The 26725-nt window shown below is 67.7% G+C and carries 36 protein-coding genes and 3 tRNA genes; 18 read left to right on the top strand and 21 right to left on the bottom strand.

Going from position 1 to position 26725, the window contains the following annotated elements:
• Nucleotides 1-945: 945 nt before the first annotated feature.
• A complete protein-coding gene (locus BM286_RS15465; RefSeq protein WP_167603311.1) occupies nucleotides 946-1200 on the bottom strand; it encodes a hypothetical protein in 255 nt (84 codons plus the stop codon).
• A gap of 16 nt (nucleotides 1201-1216) precedes the next feature.
• On the opposite strand from BM286_RS15465, the gene BM286_RS04940 reads away from it, so the two are divergent.
• The 4 genes from BM286_RS04940 to BM286_RS04925 all read left to right on the top strand — a co-directional run bounded on the left by BM286_RS04940 (nucleotide 1217) and on the right by BM286_RS04925 (nucleotide 4172).
• Nucleotides 1217-3040 carry a hypothetical protein gene (locus BM286_RS04940; protein ID WP_245779324.1) on the top strand — a complete coding sequence of 608 codons (1824 nt, stop codon included), beginning with the start codon at nucleotides 1217-1219 and terminating at the stop codon, nucleotides 3038-3040.
• Complete coding sequence (locus BM286_RS04935; RefSeq protein ID WP_092920450.1) at nucleotides 3040-3348, top strand: hypothetical protein; 309 nt, start codon at nucleotides 3040-3042, stop codon at nucleotides 3346-3348. The genes BM286_RS04940 and BM286_RS04935 overlap by 1 nt, the downstream gene beginning before the upstream one ends.
• A 1-nt stretch (nucleotide 3349) precedes the next feature.
• Complete coding sequence (locus tag BM286_RS04930; RefSeq protein ID WP_092920449.1) at nucleotides 3350-3580, top strand: hypothetical protein; 231 nt, start codon at nucleotides 3350-3352, stop codon at nucleotides 3578-3580.
• A gap of 103 nt (nucleotides 3581-3683) precedes the next feature.
• Nucleotides 3684-4172, top strand: a complete 489-nt coding sequence (locus tag BM286_RS04925; RefSeq protein WP_092920448.1) for a hypothetical protein — start codon at nucleotides 3684-3686, stop codon at nucleotides 4170-4172.
• Nucleotides 4173-4494: 322 nt separating this feature from the next.
• Here the strand turns inward: BM286_RS04925 and BM286_RS04920 are convergent, their stop codons facing one another.
• From BM286_RS04920 to BM286_RS04855, 14 genes are all read right to left on the bottom strand, one after another.
• A complete protein-coding gene (locus BM286_RS04920; RefSeq protein WP_092920447.1) occupies nucleotides 4495-6387 on the bottom strand; it encodes a DUF7845 domain-containing protein in 1893 nt (630 codons plus the stop codon).
• Nucleotides 6384-6758, bottom strand: a complete 375-nt coding sequence (locus BM286_RS04915; protein WP_092920446.1) for a hypothetical protein — start codon at nucleotides 6756-6758, stop codon at nucleotides 6384-6386. Before BM286_RS04915 ends, BM286_RS04920 begins: the two co-directional genes overlap by 4 nt.
• Nucleotides 6758-7231: a hypothetical protein gene (locus BM286_RS04910; protein ID WP_092920500.1), complete on the bottom strand. Its 474-nt coding sequence runs from the start codon at nucleotides 7229-7231 to the stop codon at nucleotides 6758-6760. Before BM286_RS04910 ends, BM286_RS04915 begins: the two co-directional genes overlap by 1 nt.
• Before the next feature lie 203 nt (nucleotides 7232-7434).
• Nucleotides 7435-7731, bottom strand: a complete 297-nt coding sequence (locus BM286_RS04905; protein WP_092920445.1) for a hypothetical protein — start codon at nucleotides 7729-7731, stop codon at nucleotides 7435-7437.
• A complete protein-coding gene (locus BM286_RS04900) occupies nucleotides 7721-8014 on the bottom strand; it encodes a nucleoside triphosphate pyrophosphohydrolase family protein (RefSeq protein WP_092920444.1) in 294 nt (97 codons plus the stop codon). The genes BM286_RS04905 and BM286_RS04900 overlap by 11 nt, the downstream gene beginning before the upstream one ends.
• Nucleotides 8007-8744 carry a DNA cytosine methyltransferase gene (locus BM286_RS04895; protein ID WP_092920443.1) on the bottom strand — a complete coding sequence of 246 codons (738 nt, stop codon included), beginning with the start codon at nucleotides 8742-8744 and terminating at the stop codon, nucleotides 8007-8009. The genes BM286_RS04900 and BM286_RS04895 overlap by 8 nt, the downstream gene beginning before the upstream one ends.
• A gap of 129 nt (nucleotides 8745-8873) precedes the next feature.
• Complete coding sequence (locus BM286_RS04890; protein WP_092920442.1) at nucleotides 8874-9437, bottom strand: hypothetical protein; 564 nt, start codon at nucleotides 9435-9437, stop codon at nucleotides 8874-8876.
• The gene (locus BM286_RS15985) at nucleotides 9434-9694 is read right to left on the bottom strand and encodes a DUF7563 family protein (RefSeq protein WP_092920441.1); all 261 of its coding nucleotides are present in this window, start codon (nucleotides 9692-9694) and stop codon (nucleotides 9434-9436) included. The genes BM286_RS04890 and BM286_RS15985 overlap by 4 nt, the downstream gene beginning before the upstream one ends.
• Before the next feature lie 78 nt (nucleotides 9695-9772).
• Nucleotides 9773-9843 (bottom strand) — tRNA-Pro (locus tag BM286_RS04880).
• Nucleotides 9844-9889: 46 nt separating this feature from the next.
• Nucleotides 9890-11077 (bottom strand): succinylglutamate desuccinylase/aspartoacylase family protein, encoded by a 1188-nt coding sequence (locus BM286_RS04875; RefSeq protein WP_092920440.1) that lies wholly within the window; start codon nucleotides 11075-11077, stop codon nucleotides 9890-9892.
• 23 nt (nucleotides 11078-11100) lie between these two features.
• The gene (locus tag BM286_RS04870; RefSeq protein WP_092920439.1) at nucleotides 11101-12078 is read right to left on the bottom strand and encodes an RNA-guided pseudouridylation complex pseudouridine synthase subunit Cbf5; all 978 of its coding nucleotides are present in this window, start codon (nucleotides 12076-12078) and stop codon (nucleotides 11101-11103) included.
• 22 nt (nucleotides 12079-12100) lie between these two features.
• Nucleotides 12101-12679 carry a (d)CMP kinase gene (cmk, locus tag BM286_RS04865; protein ID WP_092920438.1) on the bottom strand — a complete coding sequence of 193 codons (579 nt, stop codon included), beginning with the start codon at nucleotides 12677-12679 and terminating at the stop codon, nucleotides 12101-12103.
• Nucleotides 12680-12767: 88 nt separating this feature from the next.
• Nucleotides 12768-13133 (bottom strand): hypothetical protein, encoded by a 366-nt coding sequence (locus BM286_RS04860; protein ID WP_092920437.1) that lies wholly within the window; start codon nucleotides 13131-13133, stop codon nucleotides 12768-12770.
• Complete coding sequence (locus BM286_RS04855) at nucleotides 13123-14163, bottom strand: zinc-binding dehydrogenase (RefSeq protein ID WP_092920436.1); 1041 nt, start codon at nucleotides 14161-14163, stop codon at nucleotides 13123-13125. Before BM286_RS04855 ends, BM286_RS04860 begins: the two co-directional genes overlap by 11 nt.
• A gap of 838 nt (nucleotides 14164-15001) precedes the next feature.
• Between BM286_RS04855 and BM286_RS04850 the strand changes: the two genes are divergently transcribed.
• From BM286_RS04850 to rpsB, 13 genes are all read left to right on the top strand, one after another.
• Nucleotides 15002-15087, top strand: a tRNA-Ser gene (locus BM286_RS04850).
• Nucleotides 15088-15143: 56 nt separating this feature from the next.
• The gene (locus BM286_RS04845) at nucleotides 15144-15665 is read left to right on the top strand and encodes a 30S ribosomal protein S13 (RefSeq protein WP_092920435.1); all 522 of its coding nucleotides are present in this window, start codon (nucleotides 15144-15146) and stop codon (nucleotides 15663-15665) included.
• The gene (locus tag BM286_RS04840) at nucleotides 15662-16195 is read left to right on the top strand and encodes a 30S ribosomal protein S4 (protein ID WP_092920434.1); all 534 of its coding nucleotides are present in this window, start codon (nucleotides 15662-15664) and stop codon (nucleotides 16193-16195) included. The genes BM286_RS04845 and BM286_RS04840 overlap by 4 nt, the downstream gene beginning before the upstream one ends.
• Nucleotides 16195-16584: a 30S ribosomal protein S11 gene (locus BM286_RS04835; RefSeq protein ID WP_004046448.1), complete on the top strand. Its 390-nt coding sequence runs from the start codon at nucleotides 16195-16197 to the stop codon at nucleotides 16582-16584. The genes BM286_RS04840 and BM286_RS04835 overlap by 1 nt, the downstream gene beginning before the upstream one ends.
• 1 nt (nucleotide 16585) lies before the next feature.
• Nucleotides 16586-17338: a DNA-directed RNA polymerase subunit D gene (locus tag BM286_RS04830; protein WP_092920433.1), complete on the top strand. Its 753-nt coding sequence runs from the start codon at nucleotides 16586-16588 to the stop codon at nucleotides 17336-17338.
• A 149-nt stretch (nucleotides 17339-17487) separates the two neighbouring features.
• Nucleotides 17488-17572, top strand: a tRNA-Leu gene (locus BM286_RS04825).
• 39 nt (nucleotides 17573-17611) lie between these two features.
• A complete protein-coding gene (locus BM286_RS04820; RefSeq protein WP_092920432.1) occupies nucleotides 17612-17965 on the top strand; it encodes a 50S ribosomal protein L18e in 354 nt (117 codons plus the stop codon).
• Nucleotides 17962-18411 (top strand): 50S ribosomal protein L13, encoded by a 450-nt coding sequence (locus tag BM286_RS04815; RefSeq protein WP_092920431.1) that lies wholly within the window; start codon nucleotides 17962-17964, stop codon nucleotides 18409-18411. The genes BM286_RS04820 and BM286_RS04815 overlap by 4 nt, the downstream gene beginning before the upstream one ends.
• Nucleotides 18405-18803: a 30S ribosomal protein S9 gene (locus BM286_RS04810; protein WP_092920430.1), complete on the top strand. Its 399-nt coding sequence runs from the start codon at nucleotides 18405-18407 to the stop codon at nucleotides 18801-18803. The genes BM286_RS04815 and BM286_RS04810 overlap by 7 nt, the downstream gene beginning before the upstream one ends.
• Nucleotides 18804-18815: 12 nt before the next feature.
• Nucleotides 18816-19010, top strand: coding sequence for a DNA-directed RNA polymerase subunit N (locus BM286_RS04805; protein WP_006628058.1), 195 nt, complete (start codon nucleotides 18816-18818; stop codon nucleotides 19008-19010).
• 2 nt (nucleotides 19011-19012) lie between these two features.
• Nucleotides 19013-19189 (top strand): DNA-directed RNA polymerase subunit K, encoded by a 177-nt coding sequence (locus BM286_RS04800; RefSeq protein ID WP_092920429.1) that lies wholly within the window; start codon nucleotides 19013-19015, stop codon nucleotides 19187-19189.
• The gene (gene eno, locus BM286_RS04795) at nucleotides 19189-20391 is read left to right on the top strand and encodes a phosphopyruvate hydratase (RefSeq protein WP_092920428.1); all 1203 of its coding nucleotides are present in this window, start codon (nucleotides 19189-19191) and stop codon (nucleotides 20389-20391) included. Before BM286_RS04800 ends, eno begins: the two co-directional genes overlap by 1 nt.
• Nucleotides 20392-20407: 16 nt before the next feature.
• Nucleotides 20408-21241 (top strand): 30S ribosomal protein S2, encoded by an 834-nt coding sequence (gene rpsB, locus BM286_RS04790; protein WP_092920427.1) that lies wholly within the window; start codon nucleotides 20408-20410, stop codon nucleotides 21239-21241.
• Between the two features lie 115 nt (nucleotides 21242-21356).
• Here the strand turns inward: rpsB and BM286_RS04785 are convergent, their stop codons facing one another.
• From BM286_RS04785 to BM286_RS04760, 6 genes are all read right to left on the bottom strand, one after another.
• On the bottom strand, nucleotides 21357-21947 hold the full coding sequence (locus BM286_RS04785) for a mechanosensitive ion channel domain-containing protein (RefSeq protein WP_092920426.1): 591 nt from the start codon (nucleotides 21945-21947) through the stop codon (nucleotides 21357-21359).
• Between the two features lie 50 nt (nucleotides 21948-21997).
• Nucleotides 21998-22213: a hypothetical protein gene (locus BM286_RS15820; protein ID WP_092920425.1), complete on the bottom strand. Its 216-nt coding sequence runs from the start codon at nucleotides 22211-22213 to the stop codon at nucleotides 21998-22000.
• 81 nt (nucleotides 22214-22294) lie between these two features.
• Nucleotides 22295-22738 (bottom strand): hypothetical protein, encoded by a 444-nt coding sequence (locus BM286_RS04775; RefSeq protein WP_092920424.1) that lies wholly within the window; start codon nucleotides 22736-22738, stop codon nucleotides 22295-22297.
• Between the two features lie 57 nt (nucleotides 22739-22795).
• The gene (locus tag BM286_RS04770) at nucleotides 22796-23275 is read right to left on the bottom strand and encodes a hypothetical protein (protein ID WP_137694801.1); all 480 of its coding nucleotides are present in this window, start codon (nucleotides 23273-23275) and stop codon (nucleotides 22796-22798) included.
• Nucleotides 23272-24207, bottom strand: coding sequence for a hypothetical protein (locus BM286_RS04765; RefSeq protein WP_174548988.1), 936 nt, complete (start codon nucleotides 24205-24207; stop codon nucleotides 23272-23274). Before BM286_RS04765 ends, BM286_RS04770 begins: the two co-directional genes overlap by 4 nt.
• A 6-nt stretch (nucleotides 24208-24213) precedes the next feature.
• Nucleotides 24214-25218 (bottom strand): halo transducer protein, encoded by a 1005-nt coding sequence (locus tag BM286_RS04760; protein ID WP_174548987.1) that lies wholly within the window; start codon nucleotides 25216-25218, stop codon nucleotides 24214-24216.
• 207 nt (nucleotides 25219-25425) lie between these two features.
• Between BM286_RS04760 and BM286_RS04755 the strand changes: the two genes are divergently transcribed.
• Nucleotides 25426-26652, top strand: a complete 1227-nt coding sequence (locus tag BM286_RS04755; protein WP_092920422.1) for a PstS family phosphate ABC transporter substrate-binding protein — start codon at nucleotides 25426-25428, stop codon at nucleotides 26650-26652.
• Nucleotides 26653-26725: the final 73 nt, after the last annotated feature.

The following is a 26725-nucleotide window of genomic DNA, read 5'->3' as shown; positions in this document are numbered from 1 at the left end:
CGCGATCGACTCGACTTCGGCAGTCCGCACGAATGGGGAGAGTCTAACCGCGAATGTCGGCGGGACCGCTCCGCCGCGGAGCGAGGAGGTGACGCTCACCGGTGCCGAGACAAGCTCGTCATGGTCCGGCTCGGGGAGCGGCGACGGGACCGTGACAGTCGACGGGAACCAACCGGCGGAGGATATCTCGGCGACGCTTGAAGGCTCGACCTCGACGAGCAATGGCGATCAATCGTGGACTGGTCTCGGTGATGGGGCGAGTCGTTCACTCACTTCGGGGAATATCGAGTCAACAGGGCCTGCGAATGGGGAACCGCGTGTCACGGTGACAGCAGCCCCCGGCACTGTTGAGTATGATCCATATCCAGATAATGAATATGCTGCGAGTGACAGCTTCCTATTCTACAATAACGGACAGGGGACGGTCACGCCTGGCGACATTACCGTCCCGGGAGTGAAGGATTCGACAACCTCCATAGAGTTGGGTGTCGGCGTAGTTAATGGTGGATCGGATACGACTATTGACGTGTATGCGATTAAAGGAGAAACTGCCGACGCGACATCCGCTGAAGGCACGCTCGTGGCAAGCAACGTTCAGATAACCAGCACCGGGACAAAAACGATTGAATTCGATTCCGAATTTAATGGTGGTGGCCAAACAGTCACATTTGGATTTGTTCCAGAATACAGCGGATCAGACTTTGCGAATCTACTGCTACACACGGTGGGTTCGGGAACTGAGGCCAGTTCCAATTATTTCCATTACGATGGTCAACAGAGTTCTTACCCAGAAATAAGGACGAACCATGTTGGAACGACGGATGTGATTATAAGCACAGGTAGTCAATCTGTCTCGTGGTCGTCGTTAAGCGAGGGTGAAACCGTATCGGATGCGCTCGACATACCAGCATCTGCGTCTTCACTCGACATCTCTACCAGTAACGGTCAAACAGATGTTACAGTTGAAAAAACGGACCGGACCGCAACCGAAGATCCGGCCCTCGATCTCGACGGGGACGGGGCCGACGAGGTCGCATATAACGGAATCCTCACGAGCGGGCAGACGTCGACGCTCTCGGCGTCGAACGGCGATCTCTCGTCGGGGAGTAACTCGATCGACGCCTCTACGACCGCCGGGCCGCTCCCGTCGTGGACGATCGATGCGACCGCGGTCATGGCGACAGAGGATCCGTCGGTCACGGTCGACGGACAAACCGTGTCTCACTCCGGCGTCCTCAGCGACGGCGAGACGGTCACGGAGTCGGTCGACCTCTCGACCGGGAGCAACACGCTCGACGTGTCGACTGTCGGTGAAGTCGAGGTCGCGGCATCATGGACCGAGGTCACCGAGACGCGCGATCCCGTCGTGGAAGTTAACGGTGAGACCGTCTCCTACAGCGGTACCCTCGCTGACGGTGAGACGGTCTCGCTGAACGCAAACGCATCGTGGCTCCGCGAGGGGACGAACAACGTTACCGTGTACGTCGGAGACGGGTCGTACACCGGCGCCGGTCCCGAGCCGCAGGTCGGACTCGAGTACCGCCACGACATCGAATCGCCGCGCACCGTGACCTACGAGAGCGAGGCGTTCTCCGAACGCTACAATATCTCGAAGACGTACGCGACGGAGCGAGCGGACGCGGTGCTGACGATCCCGCACGCTCGGACCGTCATCTCGATGCGGTCGCTCGAGTACCGACTGAACGAGACCGGCACCTGGTCGAGCGTGCCGCAGTCCGCGTCGAACCTCTCCGGGACGACGCTCACCGTCGCCGTCTCGGACCTCGCCGGAAACCCGGTCCCGAAGGGAACGACCGTCGAAGTGCGGTCGGTCGGCTCCCGACTCAAGCCGGAGAACGCGGAGATCTCCGTCGTCCGCGCGACACCGGTCGGGTTCGACCTCAACTCGCGCATCCGACTCGAGTCGTGGGACTCGACGAGCTCGCTCGGCGTCAGCTCGACGCCGCAGGGTAACCTCGTTCACTACGCCACGAACGAGAGCTACTCCGCCGAGAGCGACTACGTCGAACTCTACGGCGACGGCAGTCAGCGCTTCTACGCGCCGAACGCCAGCTCGGGCTCGGCGCTCACACTGAACACGCTCCCGGCCCGCGTGACGCCCGAGCGGAACAGTATGCGCGTCCGCGTGCCGGAGAGCGCGAACGCGTCGAACCCCGAGTTCGTGGTCGAGCCGGCGAGCGTCGTCGGCGACGCGTGGACCGCCGAGTACGTCGCGGGGACTGACGGCACCTGGTACGCGGTCACGGACGATGCGGGTAACCAGCTCGGGATCGCGAAAAAGCCGGCCGCGATCGAGGTGAGCCGAGACGACGTCGGCCTCGTGTCGATCGAAGCGACCGAGGCGCCGTCGGTGAGCGCGCCGAACACGGTCGGCGGGGGTATCTTCGCGACCGTGACGACCGGAAACCTCCCGACGCTCCTCGTGCTGTTCGGTAGCGTGGGGATGCTGTTCGTCGCCGGGACGCGACCCGCTCGCTCGCGAGACGCGGTCGACGACATCGCCGGCGCCGTCGACGGCCTAATCTCGAATATCCCGCGGGTCGGCGGGCCGATCGGCTCGGGCGTGTCGGCGGCCGTCTCCGGCGTCGGCAGCGCGCTGGTGAGCGTCGGGGAGAATCGACTGCTCACGGGCGCCGTCGCCGCCGCGGTCGCCGTGGCGGCCGCACAGGCCGGCCTGTTCACGCTCGGCTCGGAAGCGGGGGCGATCATCGCCGTCGCCGGCATCGCGGTCGGCTCGCTGTTCCTCCTCCGAGAGGCCGACGAGTTCACGACTGCGCGGTGGATCGCTATCGTCGCGGTCGCCGGCGTCGTCGCACTCCAAGGCCTCGGCGAGACGGACCTGTTGAGCGCGCTGGTGAACTCGCAGGCGTTCCTCATCGTGGTCCTCATCGGCGGCTACGCCGCCATCCAGCTGGTGCGTGAGTACCGCGCGAACAACTCCCCGGACGACGACCGCCCGCAGGTGATCATCGGCGGGCGGTTCCGCTCCGGCTCCGGTGACGACGAGGGGTCGAACTGATGAGCTGGCTCCTCGAAGCGCTCGCCGCGCTCGGCGCCGGCCAGCAGGTTCTTATGGGCGCCACGCTGCTCGTGGTGGGCTTCTACCTGTTCAAGGCCGTCAAAATCGGGAAGGTGGTCGGCGACTTGTTCAGCTCGGCCGCCGGCTACGCGATCGTCGTCGCCGTCGGCGCCGGGCTCGCCATCGCGCTCGGGTGGGTCGACCCGAACGTCGGCGCCGCAACCTCGCAGCTGGCGACGGCTGTCGACGCGGTGTGGTCGGTGGTCGGCGAGTGGGTGATCGAGCAGACGATCGGGAGGCTCGGCTAGCATGGCGCCGTCGAACTGGCGGGAGACGCTCACGCACCCGTCGACGTGGGTCGGCGTCGCGCTGATAGCGACGGCCTTCATGACGCCGGTGTTGCTCGGTCTCTCCGAGCCGAGGGCTCAAGTCGCGGTGACGGTGGCGTTTCTGTGCGGCCTGTTCGCGGAGCGGCTCGCGGCCGCGCAGCAGCGTCCGCAGAACAGCACCCATTTCTCGGCACGTGCTGCGCCGCTGTGAGCGTTTCCAGTCGTTCGAGACCAATACCATTCACAGCGGTTCGTTTCCGTAGGGCGAAAAGAAAGGTCAAAAGAAATATGTAATACGGATTAGACTGCTGAATGTGTCACTACCAAAGAAGATCGGACTGGCGATCGGATTGTTCGCAGTTGTCGGTATCGGCCTCGGACTCTCGGGGTACATCAGCATCAACGCAGTCGAACAGTTCTTCATGAACGCGGAGACAGGAGAAGTCGGCCCGCTTGCTCAGACGTTCGTCGCGCTGGTTGCTCTCCAAACGACGTTCGTGGTTTTCCTGCTCGGATCGATCGTCTCTACGGTGACCGGGAGCCGAATCGCAGCTGAAGCCTCTTCGACCAAGGAGGCGATGATCGCGAATGGAGCGGCGTCGTTCGTGGGCTTCTACCTGATGGTCGGCCTCGCGCTGGTCATCATGTTCGCCGCGGTCGGCTCGGGCGATGCGAGTGGTGGCGGTGGTGGCGGTGGTGGTAACGTCGATCTCGGTCGATTCGTCAGTCCCATCCTCCAAGTCGGTATCCCGACCGGACTCGTCGGTGTCGCTGCCGGTGGAATCCTTCAAAAACTGGACTAGACACGAGTGACTGCTGAAAGGGCGCGTTTGGAGTAGGCTCAATTTTTCGCGCGGGGCGAACCCCTGTTTCGAGTGCTTCAGGTGGAACTTCTGAGAGCGGTTGCTGTGTATTTTCCCCCGAAGGGGGTGCCCTTAGGCACACTCCCTAAGGGGTCCGTCCCAGCCCGTGGGATCGAACCCTGACCAGCCGCAGCGCTCGCGACGACATCGAGGTCGATCGCGACCGCGATCGAGAACAAAATCGGCTCAGATACCGCTCAAAACGTAACTATTTCGACAAGAAACAGGGGGCAGGATAGTGTTGCCACTCAACTGTCGGTGGTCAGCGGGGGAGCTTCGACGAGAAGAGAACGTCCCCGTTGCGGTTGATCGGGCGCTGACCCGTCCGACGTCCCTTCTCCTTCTCCGTCCAGGAGAACTCGCCGCTGATGAACTTCCGGTACGCTATCGAGCCCGTATCCTCCGCGGCGTCGACGCCGGCGCGGATGAGCTTCACAAGCTCGACGCGGGAAAGTGGCTGGCCGCCGAGATCGACGACCATCCCGTCGACGGACTCGGTGATCGAGATGCCGTGGCGCCGAGCCCAGCGTGCGAGCGCGGAGTCTTGGTCGATCATCTCCGTCTCCGCCGACGCGAGCTGACGCACGCCACCGACGACCCAGTCCGTGACGTCCTCGAAGGTGTTGAGCAAGTCCTGGAACTTCTCGCGGATCAGGCTGTCCTCGAACGACATCTTCGCGTTCGCGACCTCGACGAGGTCGTCGAACTTCTCGGCGGCGCGGTAGACGGTCGAGCGAGACGTGTCCGACAGCTCGGCGAGCTCGTCGACGCGGGCGCCGTCGCCGCCGTCGGTCAGCGCGGCCAGCACGGAGCGCTCAGACTCGGTCGCGTCGCCGCGAGCGAAGTGCGCGACCGCCTGCTGCTCTTCACCCTCCCGGACGCTGGGCATTTTGTTGTCCACGAGGTCGAGATCTCGCTCTGACTCGGTCGCCTCGAAGTAGTGATCCGCCGTGTAGACGCGTGGGTCGGCGCGCGTCGGGAGTCCCGCCCAGAGGAGGACGTTCACGAGCGACTCGTCGAGCTCTGTCCGCAGCGCCTCTACGTCGAACGCGCCCTCCTCGCTCCAGGGCACCGAGGCTCGGTCAGAGTAGTCCTTCGACCACTGGAGCTCGAGCTTCGGATCCGAGAGCGGGTCATCGGCCGACGACGTCTCCTCGGATCGAACGAACTCCGGGTGGTAGTACTTCACCAGCTTCCCGACGCCGTTCGGCTTCTCCGTGAGCTTCTTCCAGGTCGACTCGTCGAGCGCGACGGCGTTGCGGTGGCCGACGACCTTCTCATTGTCCCACTTGTACTCGCCCTTCCCGCGGTTGTTCGAACCGAAGAGCGCGAGCTGGTCGAGGACGGCACCCTGCCCGGCGACGTGTTGCTCGCCGGCGCCGCGGTCCAGGCGGAGGTACATCTCCATCTGGTAGGCGTTCGAGTGCTCGTGAACGCACTCGTCGCGGAAGTAGTGCGTACTGATGTCGAGCTCCTCCGCGAGTCGCCGGAGCAACGGGATCACCTCGTCCGGCTCTAAGTTGCTGGAGTTCGCTTGAACGCGCAGGCCGTACGGGAGATACTCCGGCATCGACCCGATCCGTTCGCCGTCAGCGGTTCGCGCGTCCGGAACCGACGGTCGGAACTGGAACGACGCCTTCCGCTCACCGAGGCCGTCCTGCGCTCGGACGGCGATCTGGTACTCGTTGAACGTCTCGTAGGGGCGCATCGGCGCAGCGATGCCTCCGGACCAGTAGTTCGTCTTGTCCGGGTTGATCTCCCAGAGCTCGCCGTCGAAGACGAACGACCCGACATCGTCGGCGATGCTGGGTTCGTACTGCGAGACGATCGCGTCGTACGGCGACAACGAGCCGGGGTGACCGTTCTGACTCGTGTCGGGCTGCGAGAACAGCAGGTGGGCGCCGAACGCGTGAACACGCGGCTCGACGCACTCGATCGGCCCCTCGGCGTCGAATGTCTGGTACTCGGTCGCCTCCGGACTGTTGGGATGGACCTGCCGAGTTCCTTCGCTGGCGGCGTCGCGAAGCTCGCGCGCCTCGTCGGAATCGACGACGCCCTCGATCGAATCCTCTTCGTCACCGGTGACAGGCTCGGCGTCTCCCAGCAGCTCGTCGAGGTCGCCCTGCGGCCCGGGTTCAAGGTAGTCGTCGCTCAAAGCTCCACCTCCTTCCGGGGAACGACCACGGCACCGCGCTCGCCGGCAGTGAACACCGCGACGAGCGGGACCCACGACTCGGTGGGCTCGAAGGCGGGCTCGCCCGGGTCACGCTCCGACGGATCGAACACATCGACGGAGGCGTGTTCCGGCGCGATCGCGAGGACGTAGCGGCCGTCGCGATACCCGCGGACCGGGACCATCTCCGAGCTGACGCGTCCGATGTGGACGCCGGCGATCCGCCGCCGTGGGATCAGCGGTGTTCCGACCGAGCCGTCCACGACGTCCTTCGTGACGGGATTCGCCGGCACCTTCTGGTCACCGACCCACCGGGCGATCGGCCGGCGGAGGACGTGGTTGTCGGACCGCATCACTCGACCTCTGTGGGGTCGAAGACGTTCGTCCAGGTGAGCTGTGTCTTCGGACCGCGACCGTCGAGTTCGTCACGCCAGCTCGCGTTCGCGTCGATCAGCCCGCCGACGCTCCGGGCGGGGACGATCTTCATCGCGAGCGGCACGCGGTCGGGGCGAGGCTCGCAGACGACGAACAGGTAAACGCCGCGGCGCTCGACGAGCGCCTCGTGCTGCTGTTCGCGCAGTTTGAAGCGCCCGCGACGCTGCGCGGCGGTCCCGACGACCATCGTGCTCTTGATCTCGACCGGGACGCCGGCCTCGACGACGCAGATCCCGGCCATCGGTAGCTCCGCCGAGGGCCAGACGGCGCTCTCGGCGACGGCATCCCAGTGTTCCTCGCCGGAGGTGGGTTCGAGGGCGTCGACGCGGTCGAGGACGTGATGCTCAGCGTTGTGCCCGGCCCGCTTCGCGGCAGCGAGGTGACTACTCACCGAGATCACCCCCTTGCTTTAACATCAAAGCGTTCAGGAAGCGCTCTATGACCGCAACCGGTCTGACATTGGCACTCGCACTGATCGTCGCAGGAGTCTGGTTTGCTCTCGGCTTCTTCGGCGCTAGGAAATATCGAAGAGGAACTACAGAGAAGCCATCTTGGAAACGTGGGAGAGGGCGATAAATCCCCTCAGACGATCCATCACGCGACATCGTTCACCTCGAACACCTGCGGGTCCTCTCCCTGCGACTTGATCGAAACGCGGTCCGGCGCGAGTTCCGGGTTCCGACAGTCGCGGAGTTCGTCTTCCTCGCCGAACGCCGACTCGTCGATCAGGCCGTAGTAGCCGTCGAGAGGCTCGGAGCCGAAGTGTTGGATCGTTCCCTTCGGTGTTCGGAAGACGATTTGCTTGTCGAATTCGCGGAGTTCCGGCGGGACCCAGAGACCGAGATCGTCGTCGACGTGAAGGGTCTCGTCGGTGTGCTGCTCACTCGGCAAGCTGCGTCACCTCCCGAACCTCATGGAACTGGAGAAGCAGCGCACCGAGATCGTCGAGTTCCTCGTCGACGCGAGCAGGATCGCCACCCTCGGCGCGTGCTTCCAGGTGTGCCTGCGTCAGCTCCCCAAGCTCTTCTTGAATCGCGAGGAGCAGCGTCTCCTCGTCTTGGTGACCCCACTCGTCGATGTTCTCGGCCGCCTTCCCCACCCAGCGGTCGAACACGACTGACGACGCCTCTCCTCGATCAACGCCGTCACCTAATTGAGCAGCGTCGTCAGTCATCGGCCGGCGTCACCTCCTCGAACGTCGACTGTTCGGCGACATCGCCATCGAGGGCACGCTCGCACGCGTCCCGGATCGACTCCGAGAGCTGGTAGGGGACTTTTGACCGCTCCGCAGCGTCTGTCTCGGTTAGGAGTCCCTGACGGTTGTCGCTCCCGCCCCCGTGTTCCTTGTACGACTGCGTCCGAGCGTGGCCGCAGGCGTCGTTTCCGTACCAACACCGGCGGTATTCCATTGGCGGATGCTCGCCCCACAGGTCGGTCGGCTTGGCGGAGTCGTGGCCGTACTGGCAGTACCAGACCGTCGCCTTCGGCTGCCGCCAGCGTTTTCGCAGCATCCCGCGTGGGTTCTCGATGAACCAATACTCGGGCGAGAGGCCGCGAATTAGGCCGCGTGTGTGGTCGACGAGCGCGAGCGCGTCGCGGCTGTCGTCGGTGGCGGGGTCGTTCCCATCCCACGCCGGATCACCGCCTTTCGTCACGTTCCGAATCGTCGAGAAGTACGTACAGGGCGGTGACGCGAGGACGACGTCAAACTCGCGGTCGAAGTCACTCGGCCGCATCTCGAAAACGTCGGCGCAGATGTCGGGGTCGAACCGCTCCTCGATCTCGACGGTGGTCACTTCCCACCGCTCCGAGTCCTCGAACGCCTGTGAGAACCCACCGAGGCCGGCGAACAGATCGAGACAGCGATCGATCTCTTCGTCGGATTCACCACTCGGGCCAGTCATCGATCTATCCCCCGAGTCCATCCAGCACCGGCGGTGTCAGTTCCGTCGTGCCCGCAGTCAGGGCATTCCTCGGGGCGATTCTTGTACGTGTAAGCAAACACCCGGTGACAGTTCCGGCAGGCAGATAGCTCAGACATCGCGCGGCTCACCTCCGTAGAGCGCGCGACGAGCATCCGGGTCGAGGTCGTGAACGCCCTCGTGTTCACGGAACCAGTTCAGGAACTCGCCGGCGGATGATCGGCTGATCTCCACCGACTCCCGGGGTTCGAGGCTCCGATCGACGGTCACGAACCGGACTTCCCCGTCGTTATCGGGCTCGGCGCTGTCGAACAGGGCCCAGCCGTCGACGCCGAGCGCGACGCGGCGCATCCTCTTGCCGTCGACGGAGATCTCCTCGGGGACCTCGTCGAGCGTCAGGAAACGATCGCCGACGACGGCGTAGGCATCGGGGTCCTCAACGTCGTCGAGGCTACGGATACGCTCCCAGAGCTCGCGGTTGTGATGTCGGTACCGGGCGACGTGATACCCGCAGTACGCGACGTCACCTCCGACCTCGGGCCAGGGCAGCCGGTAGCGCTGTTTGCGGTCGCAGTGCCCGCACTCGCAAAGGGCGTGTTCGTCGACTGGACCGACGTCGGGTTCGAGCGCCCGATGCGCCCCCGAGTACCACGGCTGGCTGTCGGGACGGCTCATAGGCTACCTCCGTCGGCGCGCAGGGCGGCGCCGACACGCTGTCCACGGTTGCGGTTCGGGTCCTCCGCGGGATCGACCAGATCGACATCGACGCCGGCGGCGCTGCCGCGGCTGATCCGTCGGAAGCAGTCGCACCCTAAGCAGCGGTGTGCGACGTCGTCCTCATCACCGAAGACAGCCCGGAACCTATCAGAAACGTGACCGTCACAGTACCGGCACTGCGCGGTTTCGTCGGAACCGCCGATTTGGCGGTTCATAGCGCACCCCCCGAATGCGGTTTTCGGGCGTTAGAAGGCGTTGAGACTGCCGATAATGGCAATCTGTAAAGAATCTGATGGGACCGCTGAGAGTCGAACTCAGGTCATACGGACCCCATCCGCATAGGATACCACTACCCCACGGTCCCTGACTACACGACGAGAAACGACGGTCCGGTAATTAAGGACTTCGCTTCACTCCTCGCCGGCGTCCCGCGGGACCACGAGGTCGCCGTCGTCCCGGACCGCGAGGCTGCCGATCGGGTCGCCCTCGTAGACGGCGAGCCCCTCGCAGCGGCCGAGGACGTAGCCGTCCGCGTCGGCGCGGACCGTCGCGCGCTCCGTGCCCGCGGCGTCGACCACGTCAGCGAGGGCGTCGCCCTCGGCGAACGCGTCGCCGGCCGCGACGCGGTGCCGGACGAGTCCGGCGGCGTCCGTCGTCGCGCTCCGGAAGCGCCGCACGGGAAACTCGACGGGCGCGGGATCGACGCCGACGCCGGACTCGTCGACCGACGCGGGCACGTCGCCGGCGGCCAGCAGGCCCATCTCGACCGCGACGCCGAACGCGCCCGCGACGCCCGCGTCGAGGTGCGCGTCGTCGACGACGCTGTGCGCGCCTAACTCCGCCGTGAACGCCGGGATACCCGCCTCGTTGAGCACGGCGCCGGCGGTCGACCGCTGGAGGTTTTCCTCGACGTACTCGGCCGCGGGGTACTCCCGGACGACCGGGAGGCCGAACGCGTCGACCAGCCGGCCGAGCTCCTCAGAGAGCGCGGTCGCCTCGGACGCGCTCCGGCGGTCGCCGTGGAGGACGCGGTCGCGGATGACGAAGGGGTCGCTGCCGACGCCCGCGGTGTGACAGTCGATCAGCGCGTCCGCGGCCGCGTTCGTCCCGACCGTCTCGACGGCGAACTCGCCCGCGTCGCTCGGAGGGTCACCCGTGATCGCGGCGTACAGCCGGGCGTCGATCCGCTCCTGGAGCTTCGGCGGGCGGGCCGACTCCGCGTCGGCGTCCGGGAAGTGGCGGTTCGGGTCCTCGTCGGCGTAGTACGTCTCCCTCGCGTTCCGGCGCAGTCCGGCCGGGGAGACCACGGGCACCGCGACGACCGCGCCCGCGAGGTCGGCGAGGCGGTCGCCGAGGGCCGCGACCGCGTCCTGAACGACCGCGACGCCCGTCGCCTCGTCGCCGTGGACGCCGCCCGTGAGCCACAGCGTCGGCCCGTCGCCGGCGCCGTTCGCGACCGCGACCGGCAGCGCCTCCGAGCCCCCGGTCGGGAGGTCCGCGACCGGGAGCCGGCCGCGGTCGAGCGTCCCCGGCCCCGCGCTCGCGCTCCCGAGTGCTATTCGGCCGCCCTCGTCCCCGTCCGCGTCAGACTCGTCCATACCCGGGTTCGAGGGTAGTGGAGTTATAAAAGAACGCGCTCTAAGTCGACGACGACCCCGCTGTCGGCGTCCGGATCGCCGACGACTCGCCCGAGACAGACCGCGGTGCCGTCGGGGGTGAAACACGCGATGAGGGGGGGATCCCCGTCGCCGGTGCGGTCCGGCCGAGCGGCGTCGTCGACGTCGATCACGCCGGGCGCGTACACGGGCGCACCGGTCGCGACGTTGCGCGCGGCCGACGGTGCGATCCTCACGGCCGGGAGGTGTGTCAGGGCGTCCTCGGCGGGACGGACCACCTCGCGGAGGAGCGCGTCGTCGCCGTCCTCGGCCCACGCGAGCGCGTCCACCAAGTCCTGAAGCGTGCGGAGGTCGCGGTCGTCGAACGGGTCGGTGGCGGTGCGCCGGAGGTGCCCCATGTGCGCGCCGACGCCCGCCGCGAGCCCGATGTCGTGGCACAGCTTCCGCACGTACGTTCCCGACTCGCATCGGACCCGGAGGAGGGCCTTCCGGTCGTCGACCGCCAGCACGTCGAGGTCGTGAACCGTCCGCGTGCGGAGCCGGCGGCTGACGGCGCTCTTCCGCGGCGGCTTCTGGTAGATCTCGCTCTCGAACTCCGCGACGACGTCCCGGAAGTCCGCCGGGGGCGACCCGTGGAGCTCCAGCACCGCGACGTACTCCTTGGTACCCTCCAGAAACACCTGCGCCATGCGCGTCGCGTCCCCGGTCAGCGTGGGGAGACAGCCGGTGACCTTCGGATCCAAGGTGCCGGAGTGCGCGACGCCGCCGGTGGGGGGGCCCTCGGGGTCGAGCGCCGCGAGCGTCTCGTCGACCGCGTCGCGCACCCACGCCGACACCTGGTGCGAGGAGGGGCCGGCTGGCTTGTCGAGGTTGACGACGCCGAACCGGAGCAGCTCCGACACCGACCGCTCCTCGGGCGGGGCTCTGAGGGGGTCCTCGCCGTCGGCGCGTTCGTCGGCGTCGGCGTCGGAGGCGTCTGTCATGGGTGGTGCGGTGGCGGGCGGTTCAGAAGTCGTACACGACGCCCTCGACCGGGGACTTCCCCTCGTCGTCCGCGGGGTCGTACGCCTCGACGGTCGCGACGAGGACGTCGAGGAAGCGCTCGGGCCCCCAGCGGGCGGTGTTGTACGCGGCGTCGTAGATCGAGAGGTCCTCGATGTCGATGTTGTAGTACTCCTCGTACCGCTTGCGTTCTGAGGCCTCGCGGCGCTCCGTCTCCGTTCGCGCGCGGTCGACCGGCTTCGCCTCGCGCTCCGCGATCCGCTCCGCGCGGACCGAAAGCGGCGCGTCGAACCAGAACCGGAAGTCGGCGTGGTCGGCCGCGAGCCACCCGGCGAGCCGCGACTCGAGGACGACATCGTCGCGGTCGACGGCGATCTCGCGGAGCCGACGGTCGAGGTCGCGGTCGATCTGGGGGTCCTCCTCGGCGAACTCGTTGAACTCGACGGGCGTCATGTCGCGTTCGGCCGCCATCTCGCGGAAGATGTCGCCGCCGGAGACGTGCCCGAGACCGAGCGCGTCAGCGAGCTGCGCGGCGTTGGTGCTCTTCCCGCTGCCGGGCGGGCCGGAGACGGTGATCAACATATCGTCACTGCGCGGGTGTCGTTCAAAACGGTTGTCGTTCGGTCGCGTCGGGCGTCGACAGTCCGGGTCGCGTCGGGCGTCGACTCGCTCACGCCTCGCCGTCCGTCGTCGCGGCCGTCATCGACCACACGGCGACGAGGCCGAGCAGGAGCGCGGGGACGAGCGGGAGCGCGAGGTACGTCGCGAAGAAGGGGAGGCCGAACCAGCCCGCCGCGTACGGGTAGACGTAGATGATCCCCGGGATGACGAGGGCGCAGGTGAAGATCGCCGCCGTCAGCGCCCACCCCTTGCGACCGAAGCCGTCGGCGGAAGGGTCGTCGGCCGTCGACGACCCGAGGCCGACGGGCTCGTCGCCCTCGCCGCCGTCGGCATCCGGAACGTGGACGTAGCCGCCGTCGGTGGTGCCGTCCGCGTCGGTCGCGTCCGCGTCGGTCGCGTCGGTCTCAGAGCTCACTGTCCGGTTTTACCACCACTTTGCCAAAGCCCTCACGGTTCTCTATCATCTCGTGTGCGCGCGCCGCCTCGCTCATCGGGAGGACCTCGCGAACGCGGGGCTCGAAGGTGCCGTCCCAGACGAGTTCGAGTACGTCGTCGACCTCGCCGGGCGTCGCCATCGTCGACCCGAGCACCGACAGCTGGTTCCAGAAGATGCGGTTGAGACCGGCGCCCGGATTCCCGCCCGTCGTCGCGCCGCAGGTGACGAGCCGGCCGCCCTTCGCCATCGACTTCAGCGAGTCGGGGTAGGTGGCCTCGCCGACGTGGTCGACGACGACGTCGACGCCGCGTTTGCCGGTGAGTTCGTCGATCTCGTCCGCGAAGTCGTTCGCCTCGTAGTCGATGACGTGATCGGCGCCGCACTCCTCGGCGTGCGAGAGCTTCTCCTCGGTGGAGGCGGTCGCGTACACCTCACAGCCCGCGTGGTCGGCGATCTGGACGGCCGCGTGGCCGACGCCGCCCGAGGCGCCCAAGACGAGGACCTTCTCGCTCGCCTCGATTTCGGCGCGCGTGTGGAGCATTCGCCACGCGGTCTGGAAGACGAGCGAGGCGGAGCCGGCGACCTCCCAGTCGACGCCGTCCGGGACCGGAACGAGGTTCGCCGCCGGGACCGTCGCCTTCTCGGCGTGAACGCCGCGGACGTGTTCGCCGATGATGTGGAAGGAGACGCACAGCGACTCCTCGCCGTTGCGACAGAACTCGCACTCGCCGCAGGAGACGCCCGCGCTCACGGCGACGCGGTCGCCGGGCTCGAACCGCGTCACGCCCTCACCGACGGCCTCGACGACGCCGGCCGCGTCGCTGCCCGGGACGTGCGGCATCTCCAAGTCGATGCCGGGCATCCCGCGTCGGGTCCAGATATCGAGGTGGTTCAACGCGCCGGCCTTGACGTCGACGAGCACCTCGCCGCGGTCCGGCTCGGGGTCGGGGAACTCGCCGTACTCGATCACGTCGCGGTCGCCGTGGTCGGCGAACTGAACGGCCTTCATGGTCGGACTCTCCCGCGGGATCCACTAAACAGTACGCCTCACGGAAACGGGCGGTGCGCCTCGATGGCTCTGGTGAAACCCTCTGAGACAGACACGTTCTACCCGGTCTCGGTCAACACAGACGTAGCGACGAGCGATTTCGGGAGTGAGTGTAGTACGTCTTGAGAGCGGTCGTTTATAATTCAGATTGCGGTGTTGCTGTCGGCTGTTTATAAGTGATTGACGCTACTGCGGTGAGTACCTCCAAAGCCCCAGTCGCGAGGCGGACGCACGCTCGCTGTGCTCCTCGCTCAGTCGCTGGCGCTCCTTCGCTGCGGTGCTTACGTCGCCTGCGGCCGCCTCGCGACTGCCCCTTTGAGTCCCGCCCCGCACGGCACCTCACGCCTCCCCAACCTCGTCAGTCGCCTCCGCTTCGCTCCGGCGACTGACTCCCTCGCGGGCTGGCTCGCGGCCGCCGAGGGCGGCCGCTCGCAGGCGCGCCACCGCCTGCCATTTATAAGCGCTCGTCGCCGTCGTTCATCGCCTTTTAAATACGCTCCCGCCACCGCCGATCTGCGATACTCACTCCCGCGATCGATCAAGAAGCACAACTCACCGATCGGCCGTTTCAGACGGGAAAACATCTGAAAAACAGGGCTCCAACAGCGCCGTCTCGACGGATTCTACGCGTCCTTCGCGACCTCGTCGCCCCTCGATACTCCCGACGCGACGACCGTGCGAGACCCCCACAGCACCCCGACCGTTTCGTGATGTTTAAGTACCGAAAGCGGGAGGTAACGAACGCACGAACTGTAGGGGCGTCGGGCCCCGAGTCCAAGAGGGCGATGATACAACGCGGGTTGCGGTAGCCAAGCCTGGCCCAAGGCGCAGGGTTGCTAACTCTGTGGCGTCACTGCCTCCGGGGTTCGAATCCCCGCCGCAACGCTCGAACGGACGAGTACCGCCGGATTCGCGCCGGTAGGGCTCACCACAACCAACACATGAGCACGGAAGAATCACAGGACGACTCGCCGGAGGAGGAGGAAGACCTCCAGTACTTCGTTCGGATCGGGGGCGCGGACCTCGACGGGACGAAGACGGTCGAGCGAAGCCTGTCCGAACTCGACGGCATCGGCACGCGCACGGCGCGGCTGGTCGCCGAGAAGGCCGACGTGGACCGAAACGCCACGTTCGGGCTCCTCGACGAGGATGACATCGACGCGGTGGTCGACATCGCCGAGAACCTCGAAGACCACGTCCCGTCGTGGATGACGAACCGACAGAACGACTTCTTCACCGGAGAGACGACGCACCTCGTCGGCACCGACGTCAGCGAGAAGCGCCGTCACGACATCAACCGGATGAAGATCATCGAATCGTACAAGGGCGTGCGCCACAAGCGCGGGCAGAAGGTCCGCGGGCAGCGCACCAAGTCCACGGGTCGCTCGGAGGGGACCATCGGGGTCAACGTCGAGGAGATCCGCGAGGAGATGGCCGACGAAGAGGAGGGTGACGACGAATGAGCACCGGAAAGAACACCAAGGGCTACGAGACGCCGAACCACCCGTACCAGGGCGAGCGCATCGCCGAGGAGTCCGACCTCCTCTCGCGGTACGGTCTGAAGAACAAAGAGGAGTTCTGGCGCGCCCAGTCCGAACTGCGTAACATGCGCCGGGAGGCCCGACGGCTGCTCGGCGAGGCGCAGGGCGACGTCGACGCCGCCCAGGACGCCGGCGCGGAGTTCGTCGCACGGCTCCGCCGCATCGGCATCCTCGGCGACAACGACGACATCTCGACGGTCCTGTCGCTCGACGTGACCGACTTACTGGAGCGCCGGCTTCAGACGGTCGTCTACCGCCAGGGATTCGCCTCCTCGACCCAGCAGGCCCGCCAGTTCATCGTCCACGGCCACATCACCGTCAACGGCGCTCGCGTCACGCGCCCGTCGGTGAAGGTGGACGTCGACGACGAAGGCGCCATCGCCTTCGACGAGAACAGCCCGCTCGCGGACGATCTCCACCCCGAGCGCGCGGAGTCACAGGAGAGCAACTAATGAGTGAATCCGAGGACGGAAAGTGGGGCATCGCCCACGTGTACGCGTCGTTCAACAACACGCTCATCACGGTCACCGACGAGACGGGCGCCGAGACGATCGCCAAGTCGTCCGGCGGCACCGTGGTGAAGCAGAACCGCGACGAGGCGTCGCCGTACGCCGCCATGCAGATGGCGGAGGTCGTCGCCGAGCGCGTGAAGGACGCCGGTCTGGAGGGCGTCCACGTTCGCGTGCGCGGCCCCGGCGGCAACCTCAACAAGTCCACCGGTCCCGGTGCGCAGGCGACGATCCGCGCGCTCTCGCGTGCGGGCGTCGAGATCGGTCGCATCGAGGACGTCACGCCGATCCCGCACGACGGGACGAAGGCGCCGAAGAACAAGCGAGTCTGACATGACCGAAGACGAATTCGACGTCCAGTACGTCGAACGGGACGAACGCAGCGCGCGAGTGCTTATCCGCGGGCTCACGCCAGCGTTCGCCAACGGCATCCGCCGGGCGATGATCGCCGACGTCCCGACGTTCTCGATAGACACGGTCCAGTTCGTCGAGAACTCCTCGGTCATGTTCGACGAGATGATCGGGCTTCGGCTGGGGCTCGTCCCCCTGACGACGCCGCTCGACGACTTCGAACTCGGCGACGAGGTCACCCTCGCGCTCGACGTCGAGGGACCGGCGACCGCGTACTCCGGGGACATCGAGTGCGCCGACCCGCTGGTCGGGGTCGCGGACGACAACGTTCCGATCATCGAGCTGAAGGAGGGCCAGCGCCTCGAGTTCGAGGCGACGGCGGTGTTAGACACCGGGAAGGAGCACGCCAAACACCAGGGCGGCGTCTCCGTCGGCTACCGCCACCTCCAGCGCGTCTCGGTCGAGGGCGACCGGGGCGAGTTCGACGAGGACGAGCCGAACATCCTCCGCGGCGTCATCGAGACGCCCGAGGGCGACATCGAGCTCACCGACGAGTTCGACAACGACCTCTCGGAACGGTTCCCCGGGAAGGAGGTCGCGGTCGAGGACGTGCCGGGCGCGTTCGTCTTCCACATCGAGACGGACGGCTCGTTCGACGTCGAGGAACTGCTGCTCCGCGCGATCGACTCCATCGAGGCGCGCGCGGACGAACTACAGACGAAAGTCGCAGTATAAGGAAATGACGGCCCTTCGAACCACCCCCCTGACCGTCGCCCCCGCCGCCAGCCGCGGCCCCGCTCCCAGCGCCGGAGCGCCCGCGGCCGAGGCGGTGGACGGCGGGACCGAAAGTGGTTTGAAGGGAGCCGGAATACGGTGGAGTGCACGCAGGGATAGCCAAGTCAGGCCAACGGCGCAGCGTTCAGGGCGCTGTCCTGTAGAGGTCCGCAGGTTCAAATCCTGCTCCCTGCACTCCGTTTTCCACGAACTCTCCGTTCAGGAGGGACAGCCATGAGTAGCAAGACGAATCCGAAACTACAGAACCTCATCGCCGATCTGAAGTCGGTCTCGCGCGACTCCGGTGCCAACGTGTGGCAGGACGTCGCCGACCGACTGGAGAAGCCACGGCGCACGCACGCTGAGGTCAACCTGGGCCGCATCGAACGGTACGCTCAGGAAGACGAGACGGTCGTCGTCCCCGGCAAGGTGCTGGGCAGCGGTGTGCTCGAAACGAACGTCACCGTCGCCGCGGTCGACTTCTCCGGGACCGCCCGGACGAAGATCGATCAGACCGGCGAGGCGGTGACGCTGGAACAGTTCATCGAACAGAACCCCGAAGGAAGCAACGTCCGGGTGGTCCGATGAGTCTCGCGAAGATAGACGCGGACGTCGTCGTCGACGCCCGCGACTGCATCCTCGGTCGCGTCTCCTCGGAGGTCGCCCAGCGCGTCCTCGCCGGGGAGACCGTCGCCGTCGTCAACGCCGAGCGAGCCGTCATCACCGGCAACGAGGAGGCGACGATGGAGACGTACCACAAGCGCGCGGAGCTCGGCTCGGACAGCGGGCCGTACTACCCCAAGCGCCCCGACCGGATCTTCAAGCGCGCCATCCGGGGCATGCTGCCGTACAAGTCGGAGGACGGCCGCGAGGCGTTCTCGAACGTGCGCGTGTACGTCGGGAACCCCTACGAGCGCGACGAGGACGTCGAGAGCGTCGTCCTCGACGGCACCTCGCTCGACCGCCTCTCGAACATCAAATTCACCACGCTCGGGGACATCTCCGAGTCTCTGGGAGCCAACGTCACATGGTAACGAACACCTCAGGCAAGAAGAAGACGGCCGTCGCCCGCGCCACCGTGCGCGAGGGCGAGGGTCGCGTGCGAATCAACTCCCAGCCAGTCGAGCTGGTCGAACCGGAACAGGCGCGGCTCAAGATGCTGGAGCCGTTCCGCATCGCGGGCGAGGAGCTCCGCGACGGCGTCGACATCGACATCGACGTCCAGGGTGGCGGCTTCAGCGGCCAGGCGGACGCGACGCGGACCGCCATCGCCCGCGGACTCGTCCAGCACCTCGGCGACGCCGAGCTGCGCGACGCGTACATGAACTTCGACCGCACCCTACTGGTCAACGACGTGCGCCAGTCCGAACCCAAGAAGTGGGGCGGACCCGGCGCGCGCGCTCGCTACCAGAAGTCCTACCGCTGAGGTGATCCAGTCATGATGATCCCCGTCCGGTGTTTCACGTGCGGCAACGTCGTGGGTGAACACTGGGAAGAGTTCAAAGAGCGGGCTCGCGAGGGCGACGAAGACCCGGGCGAGGTCCTCGACGACCTCGGGGTCGACCGGCACTGCTGCCGGCGCATGCTGGTCAGCCACCGCGACCTCGTCGACGTCGTCTCGCCGTACCAGTAACTATGTCAGGACAGCGATACAATCGATACGAGAAGGCACGCATCCTCGGTGCGCGAGCGCTACAGGTGTCCTACGGGGCGCCCGTGCTGATCGAGACGGACCAGACGGAGCCGATCCTCGTCGCCGCCGAGGAGTACGACGCGGGCGCGCTCCCGTTCACCGTCCGGAGGGAGAGCTGATGACGCGGATCACGAGCGTCTCGCTCCGCCGCGTGCTCGACTCGCGCGGAAACGCGACGGTCGAGGCGGACGTGCTCACCGAGTCCGGCGGCTTCGGGCGGGGCGCGGCCCCAAGCGGGGCCTCGACGGGCGAGTACGAGGCGATCGAACTGCCCGCGAGCGAGTCCATCGCGAAGGCCCGCGAGCACGCGGTGCCGCGCCTCGAGGGCGTCTACGCGGGCGACCAGCGCGCGGTCGACAACGCCCTGCGGGCCGCCGACGGGACGGACGACTTCTCGGCCATCGGCGCCAACAGCGCGGTCGCGGTCTCGATGGCGGCGGCGAAGGCGGCCGCCGACGTGCTGGGCGCGCCGCTGTACCAGCACCTGGGCGGCGCGTTCCGCGGCGAGAACTTCCCCGTTCCGCTCGGCAACGTCGTCGGCGGCGGGGAACACGCCAAGGAGGCGACCCACATTCAGGAGTTCCTCGCGGCGCCCGTGGGCGCGCCGAGCGTCTCGGAGGCCGTCTTCGCGAACGCCGCGGTCCACGCGGCGGTCGCGGACGTGCTCGACGAGCGCGGCGTGCCCGCGGCGAAGGGCGACGAGGGGGCGTGGGCGCCCCCCATCTCGGACGCCGAGGCGTTCGAGGTCGTCGACGAGGCGGTCGATCGCGTCGAGGACGACGTCGGATTCGAGATCCGCTTCGGCCTCGACATGGCGGCCGCCGAGCTGTACGACGACGACCGAGAGGCGTACGTGTACGGCGACGAGACGAAGTCGGCCGACGAACAGATCGAGTACGTCGCCGGCCTCGTCGACGAGTACGACCTCGCGTACGTCGAGGACCCGCTCGACGAGAACGACTACGAGGCGTTCGCGACGCTGACCGACCGGGTCGGCGACCGGACGCTGATCTGCGGCGACGACCTGTTCGTCACCAACGTCGAGCGGCTCGAAGACGGGATCGACGCGGGCGCGGCCAACAGCATCCTGATCAAGCCGAACCAGATCGGGACGCTGTCGGACGCGTTCGACGCCGTCGAGCTCGCCGCTCGCAACGGGTACGAGACGGTCATCTCGCACCGCTCGGGCGAGACCGAGGACACGACCATCGCACACCTCGCCGTGGCGACCGACGCCGGCTACATCAAGACCGGCACGGTCGGCGGCGAGCGAACGGCCAAGCTGAACGAACTGGTCCGCATCGCGGACGACGCGGTATGACGGACCGACACCACGCATGAGCGAAGACAACGACGCGGTCGAACTCGACGACGACGCGGAGACCGAGGCGGTCGACGCGGCGGTCGAGGAGGAGGCCGACACGACCGAGGAACCGACCGCCGACGCGGCTGCCGAGGGGGCGTCCGCCGACGCCGAACCCGAAGCAGCCGCCGACGCCGAGAGCGAGGCCGCCGCCGCGGCCGCGGAGGAGACCGAGGAGGAGGACGACGACGCCTCCCCGTTCGACGACGACGTCATGCCCGACGACGACGTCGACCTGCTGATCCCCGTCGAGGACTACCTCTCGGCGGGGGTCCACATCGGGACCCAGCAGAAGACGAAGGACATGGAGCGGTTCATCCACCGCGTCCGCGACGACGGGCTGTACGTCCTCGACGTGAGCCTCACCGACGAGCGAATCCGCACGGCCGCGGACTTCCTCGAGAACTACAATCCCGAGCAGATCCTCGTCACGTCCTCGCGGCAGTACGGTCGGTTCCCGGCCGAGAAGTTCGCGGACGCCATCGGCGCCCGCGCCCGCACCGGTCGCTTCATCCCGGGCACGCTGACGAACCCCGACTACGCCGGCTACATCGAGCCGGACGTCGTCGTGGTCACCGACCCGATCGGCGACGCGCAGGCCGTCAAGGAGGCCATCACCGTCGGCATCCCGGTGATCGCGATGTGCGACTCCAACAACCAGCTGTCGAACGTCGACCTCGTCATCCCGACGAACAACAAGGGTCGGCGCGCGCTGTCGGTCGTCTACTGGCTCCTCGCCAACGAGACGCTCGACCGCCGCGGCGCCGACACCGTGTTCGCCCTCGAAGACTTCGAGGACGAACTGTAGGCCGGTCGTTTTTCGCGTTTCGGTTCCCGTTCGCCCGTTCGACGTCCGCGAGCCGTCGGTATCTCGACTCGCGGGGATCGATCACCCCCAACGCCGTCCTCACGTCTGCGCGTTGTTACGCGGTTGAGCCGTCCGCCGACGAGGGCTCGTCGTCACCCGTCGCGTCGGCCGCCGGCACGTCGTGGGTCCAGCGCGGCTCGATCTCGCGGTTGGCCATCACGATCCGGTCGCCGGCGTCCGTGTCGATCCGCGTCTTCCGGAGCTCGATGGCGGCGACGGTGCCGGTGACGCCCTTCGCCTCGACGCGATAGCCGACGTTGAAGTCGGGGTCGCGGAGGAGGTAGACGCCCGCCACCGTGTCCTCGATCATCTCGGAGAGCGCGTACGAGACCCCGAGGGCGATGAAGCCGACGGCGGTGCCCAGACTCGCCGCGATGTCGCCCATCCCGAGCACCTTGAGGAAGGTGAGCGCGACGCCGAACCAGAGGAAGATGGCCACGAGCGTGGCGATCAGGTCGCCGACGAGTTCGCGGTCACCGATGTACACCCGGTCGATCGACCCCCGAACGAGCGCGAGGACGACCTTCACCGTCACGTACGCCAGCGCGAGGAACACCACCCCCGAGAGCAGCCGCGGTATCGCGACGGCCAACCCCTCGACGAAGTCGGTGAGCGAGCGGGCGACGAGCGACGAGATCCGCGTCATGCCGACCCGAACACGCGCCCGGATGGAAAAGGTACGGGACGACCGCCGCGTCAGTTCGCGTCGGTGTCGGAGGTGAATACGCCGTCGAGGTCGACGCTCGGCTCGCGCCGCGGCTCCGAGTCGCCGCCGGACCGGTCGTCCGGCACCCGCTCGCTCGCGAGTCGCATCAGTCGTTCGTGGATGTCACCGACGACGTACGCGTTCTCGTACTCGTCGATGTCGATGTCGAGGTGGTGCGGTTCGACGTCCGAGTGGAAGCGACCCATTACCTGCCCGTGCGACGGACACGATATTAAACGCCGCTAAGAGCCATATGTACGGATATATATACCGATCGTCGGCGCAGCCTACTCGTTTGCCACGCGTTGACACCCGGTCTCCAACCGCAACGCGGGCGTCCCGTCGGAGGCGGACTCGATCCACAGTTCGACGCCGCTGCGGTTCGGATCCCCGCAGGGAAGTCCCGGCCGCTCGACCCCCGGCCAGTCCCGCTCGAATCTGACGCCGTCGACGGTCACGACGACGGACTCCGGCTCCGACGACCCGGGAATGGGCTCGTCCTCCTCGGCCTCGTTGTCGTCCGAGAGGCGATACGCTTCCTCGAACAGCGTCGCGCCGCTCGCGTCGGTGATCGCGACGGTCACGTCATGAGTCTCCTCGCGCTCTCCGAGGTAGACGCTCACCCAGTGGGCGGGAGCCGAGTCGGAGCCACTTCCGGCGCACCCGGCGGCGGCGACGACGAGCGCCGTCGACAGTCCGGCGACGAACGTGCGGCGAGTTGCGGAGGGCATCGGTCACCCGTTGTCCGGATACCGAGTTAAATGATCGCCTCCGGTCGTGCGGTCCGGTCACGAGCAGGTCGACCGGTAGCCGTTCTCCGGGCCGTCGGAGAACACGAACGTGTGGCTCAGCGAGTCGCGGGGACAGTCGGCGAACGAGGTCCGGACCACTCGCCCGTCCGGCGCTTCGAACACGTACACGACCGCCGTACCGGGCTCCCAGGCGTCGAACGTGGCGGTCCGCGTCTCGCCCGGCGAGACGACCAAGCGCCGCTCGGTCGCGTTCCACTCGGCGCTCAGCGAGGCGTTGTAGTACGGGCCGTCGGTCTCGAACCGCAACCGCTCTACCGTCGTCCGCGCGCCGGTCTCGTTCGTCGCCCGGAAGGTGACGTTGCCGGCGCCGACCGGCTCCTCGATCAGGTACGCCGTCAGCCGGTACTCGGTCGCCTGCGCGTTCTCGACGGTCACGTCGGCGGCGGTGCCGCCGAGGCCCGCGCACCCGGCGGTGACGAGCAACAGGACGCAGGCGAGCGCCCGACGGCGAGTCATCGCCGACCCCCTCCGGCGGCCGCTCCGTCGGCCCGCCGCGCCGGGCTCCCCGCCGCGAGCGCGGGCGCCGTCGCCCCGGCCGCCGCAGGCGATTCCGCGCTCGCCGGGGGGCTCGCGTCCGCGCGCGCCGCCGGGAGCCAGGGCGGCGGCGCCACGTCGCCGGCCCCGGTGCTGACCGCGTACTCGAACCGCTTCCGCTCGCCGGCCCGGACGTACAGGAGGCGCGCCTCCCGCACGACCCCGTCGCCGTCGACGGTCAGCGACCCCCGGACGTCGGTGGCGTTCGGGACCGCGACCCCGGTCGCGACGTACCGGATGCGGCGCTCGTCGCCCTCGCCGCCGGCGTCGACCGCGCGGAAGTCGCCGACGGTCAGGATCCGCGAGGCGACGGCCCACATCGAGTCGGCGGCCCGGTGCCTGGTCTCGGCCACCGACCCGTTCTCGGCGTCGAACGACGCCCGGCGGTTCCGCGCGCTGCGGACGTACCGAACGCCGCCGTCCACGTACACGTCGTTGCGGGTGATGTCGACGTAGCCGTTGTGGACGTCGAGTCGGAACCGGGTCCGGTTCGAGTCCGCCTCGTACCGGTAGTCGGCGTACGCCCCGGCCCGGAACCGTTCGAGCGCGGTGCCCGACACCGGCCCCGTCCGGAGGAACGCGACGGACCGTTCGCGCGCGACGGTCAGGTCGACCCCGGAGCGGGAGAACCCCGCCGGGAACTCGGCGTCCGCGAGGCTCTCGTTCGGCGTCGCGTTCGACGGGCCCGCCGGTGACTGGAGTTGCGGGGCGGAGTCGCCGGCGGGCGATCCGCCGGGGACGACCCCTCCGCACCCCGCGAGGAGGACCAAGAGGGCCGCGGCGGCGGCCCGAGGCCTGCGAGACGCGCGTACCGGTCGCGAGCCCTCGGTGGGGCTGGTGAGTGCGGTCCGCATCGGCGGCTATCGGGCGCCGTTCCGGTCGACGGCCCGTCCGCTCTCCGATGGCCCCGTGTCGTCGCTCGCCGCCGGGCCCGTCGCCGGCTCGTCCGCCGAGGCCGACGCCCGGGCCTCCGCGACCGTTTCGTCGACAAGCCCCCACGCGACTGGCGGCTCGACGTCGGACAGCGCCGCGTCGAGCTCGTCGAGACGGTCGCCGAACTCGCCGTCGAGGCTCGGGCCGTCGGCGAGCGCCTCGGCGCTCGCCGCCACCTCGGTCTCGACCTCGTCGATCCGGGCGTCGACGTCCGTCGGGAAGTCGGCGCCGTCGCGCTCGGCCCACGCGCGGAGGTCGGCCGCCTCCGCCCGGAGGTCGTCGACGACGACGTCGAGGACCCGCGTCTGGACGGCGGCGTCGAACCGTCGCGCTCGGTCGGGATCGGTCGCCTCCCGAAGGGACGCGACGGTCTCCGCGACGGACTCGGCGGACTCCGCGGCGGCGTCGACGTCGGCGGCGAGTCCGTCGTGCCGTCGGTCGGCGGAGTCGAGCCACGCCTCGAACGCCTCGAGCTCGGTTTCGAGGTCGTGAGCGGTCCGGACGACGTTCTGTGCGTCCGTCGTGATATCGTGGAGCTCGACGGCGGCCCGGTAGACGCGCACCGGCGAGTCGAGGTCGTCGGTCGCCGCGCCGAGCGCCGCGCCGAGCGCCTGGACTTCCTCGCGGAGGTCCGCGAGCCGCTCGTCGAACTCCCTGTCGCGGACGTCGACGACGTCGAGGTCGGGGGCGTCGGCGACCGCGTCGCTCGCGCTCTCGCGGGCCCGCGTCGCGAGGTCGGCGCGCGTCTCGGCGGTCGCGATGATCTGTGACACGTCGGTGACGGTCGCCTCGACCGCCGCGGGGGTGACGGTCCCGCCGTCGGTGAACGGGTCGAGCCACCGACGGACCGACTCCGGGTCCTCGTCCGTCCGCTCCGTGACGGCGTCGACGAGCTCGTCGAGGGGGCGCTCCCCGAGCGCGAGTTGGCTCATACCGCGCCCTTCTGTACAGGGCGGTGTATACCTTCCGTCAGAGCCGATCGTTGACGGATAGTTCTCAACTTAGCGATATTGCGTTCTATATAGAAGACATCGTTCTCCGGAGCGCAACATATCGGTACCGCGCACTCGCTACGAGTACCGACTCGAAAATATCAGAAATATAAAACAGTTTAATGAGCTGGTCCGTGTGACTACTCGATGTCAGACCGGAACTGGGTCGACGGCGGCGTGTCGCGGCGGAAAGTGCTCATCACGTCCGGGGCGCTCGGGACCGCCGGATTGGCGGGCTGCGGGGGCAGCACCGACGGCGGCGACGCCTCCGGCGGCAGCGGAGGGGGCTCCGGCGGCGGCAACACGATGTCCGACAGCAGCGGTGGCGGTTCGGGTTCGAACACGGCGCTGCTCAACGCCGAGGGCTCCTCGACGGTGTACCCGATCTCGAACACGGGGAGCTCGTACTGGAACTCCAACGCCCCGCCGAGCGACGGCGAGTACTGGGGTGCGAACGACGAGGGCTCGGTGCCCGGCTGGGAGCAGCTCGCGTCCGACGGCGCGGACGACATGCTCCTCGCCGACTACTTCGCCTCGAAGTTCGGCTTCGAGCCGACCGACCAGCGCTCCTCCCCGCCGTTCCCGACGACGGTCGGCCTGAGCCACTCCGGGACCGGCTGCGAGGCCGTCACCGAGGGGCTCGTCGACATCGGCAACTCCTCCGGGCCGATCACGGCCGAACTGGACTGGAGCGAGGAGAAGGCGCAGAACACGGTGGTCGACAACGTCGTCGGCCGCGACGGCCAGCCGGTCGTCGTCAGCTCCGACGTCGTCGACGCCGGCGTTAGCCAGCTGACCGGCGAGGAGATTCGCGGCATCTACCAGGACGAGATCACCAACTGGAACCAGATCGACGGGATCGACTACGACCAGGAGATCTACGCCATCGGCCGCGCCGAGGGGTCCGGCACCGACACCTCGTTCCGCCTGAACATGCTCGGCAGCGCCGACGCCTCGATGTCCGGCGTCGACACGCGCTTCGGGCAGAACCAGCAGGTCGCGCAGGCGGTCGCCCAGAACGAGGGCGCCATCGCGTACATGGCGCTGGCGTTCACCGGTCCGGAGGTCACGCCCATCGCCATCAACTTCGACGGCACGCTGTACGAGACCAGCCGAGACGCGGAGAACACGATCTTCGACTCCGAGTACCCGCTCAACCGTGACCTCCACATGTACACCCTCATCGAGGAGAGCAACCCCGACGGCGGCGGGTACGACCGGCGCGAGGCGGCGTTCATCAACATGTTCCTCAACGAGTACGGGCAGACCGTCTTCGTCGAGGGGAGCAACTACATCCCGCTCCCGACCAGCGACCTCGAGGCGATGAAAGAGAAGGTCTCGTCCGTCGCCACGGAAGACCTCCTGATGCCCTAGCGCGGAGGGAGTTCGGTCGCGCGCCGTCGGGATCCGCCGCGCTCCCCGAGGGGGCACTTCCCCTCGGACGCCT

The organism is Halorubrum sodomense (assembly GCF_900111935.1).
Taxonomy (GTDB): domain Archaea; phylum Halobacteriota; class Halobacteria; order Halobacteriales; family Haloferacaceae; genus Halorubrum; species Halorubrum sodomense.
The sequence above is the reverse complement of the archived record's forward strand: the minus strand, read 5'-3'. Positions and strand labels throughout refer to the sequence as shown.